Below are 1,251 nucleotides of genomic sequence, written 5' to 3'. Positions count from 1 at the left end.
TGAACTGGCCTAATGATCCCGGACACCTCTTAAGGGCGATATGATTCGCCCAATCAGGAGGTTCCATGCAAGAACGAAAGACCTACACCCGCGAGTTCAAGCAACGTGCTGCCAGCATGGTCCTTGATGACCACTGCTCGATTCCCGACGTCTGCGCCTCAATGGACGTCGGCCCTACAGCCCTGCGCCGCTGGGTTGATCAGGTGCGTAAAGAGCGACACAAGGGCCAGCCAGTAGCCGGTACCAAAGCGATCAGCGACGAACAGCGCGAGCTCCAGCAGCTGCGAGCCAAGATCAAGCGCCTGGAGACCGAGGCTGAAATCTTAAAAAAGGCTACGGCTCTCTTGATGTCGGATCCCGATCGTTTTTCCTGATTGAGGAACTGAGAGAGTCAGGCTCGTATCCGACCAGCCTTCTTTGCAGTGCGCTGAGCGTATCCCGTAGCGCGTTTTATGACTGGCTTCGCCGTCGTTCAACACCGAATACCAAGCGTGACGAACTCAGAGAGAAAGTAGTTCAGCTGCACGTCGAAAGCAGGGGAAGCGCGGGCGCGAGAATGATCTCTGAGTACCTGAAGGCCCAGCAGCTCAAGGTGGGACGGTATCTGGCCGGAAAACTCATGGAGGAGGCAAATCTGGAAAGCAAGCAGCGTCGTCCTCATCGGAATCGCTCCAAAGGTGTTGAAGCGTTTGTGGCCAAGAACCTGCTCGAACGCAACTTTGAGCCAACAGCAATTAACCAGGTCTGGTGCGGTGACGTGACCAGTTTGATGGTCGGGAAGCGCTGGTATCACCTGGCAGTAGTGATTGACTTGTTTGCGCGTCGGATCGTTGGCTGGGCGTTTTCCCTGATCAACGACGCCAACTTGGTTAGCAAGGCACTGAGGATGGCAGTAGGGGTTAGGGGCAAGCATACAGGCTTGATGTTTCACTCGGATCAAGGCTGCCAATACACCAGCCAGCGCTTCCAGTCCGAGCTGCTTGAGCATGGCATAACGCAGAGCATGAGTCGCAGGGGACAATGCTGGGACAACGCACCAACAGAGCGTTTCTTTGGAACGCTCAAGTCAGAATGGGTGCCGCCCAAGGGCTACAAGGAAATTGAAGAAGCCAAGCAGGACATGACCAGCTTCTTCATGCGATACAACCGAATCAGGCTCCACAGCTACAACGACTACCTGTCACCAATAGCTATGGAGCAGCAGGCGGCTTGATCACCGTAACCGGTGTCCGGAAATACTTGACCAGAACA

2 protein-coding genes are annotated in these 1,251 nt (G+C 55.0%); both read left to right on the top strand.

Translation table 11 applies throughout. From position 1 onward, the window contains the following. The first annotated feature begins 65 nt into the window (after positions 1 to 65). Positions 66 to 374: a transposase gene (locus MJ643_RS30370; protein ID WP_024086157.1), complete on the top strand. Its 309-nt coding sequence runs from the start codon at positions 66 to 68 to the stop codon at positions 372 to 374. Continuing rightward, complete coding sequence (locus tag MJ643_RS30365; RefSeq protein WP_024086385.1) at positions 371 to 1,213, top strand: IS3 family transposase; 843 nt, start codon at positions 371 to 373, stop codon at positions 1,211 to 1,213. The genes MJ643_RS30370 and MJ643_RS30365 overlap by 4 nt, the downstream gene beginning before the upstream one ends. Positions 1,214 to 1,251: the final 38 nt, after the last annotated feature.

It is taken from the genome of Pseudomonas sp. PNPG3 (assembly GCF_023093815.1).
Classification (GTDB): Bacteria; Pseudomonadota; Gammaproteobacteria; order Pseudomonadales; family Pseudomonadaceae; genus Aquipseudomonas; species Aquipseudomonas asiatica.
The sequence above is the reverse complement of the archived record's forward strand: the minus strand, read 5'-3'. Positions and strand labels throughout refer to the sequence as shown.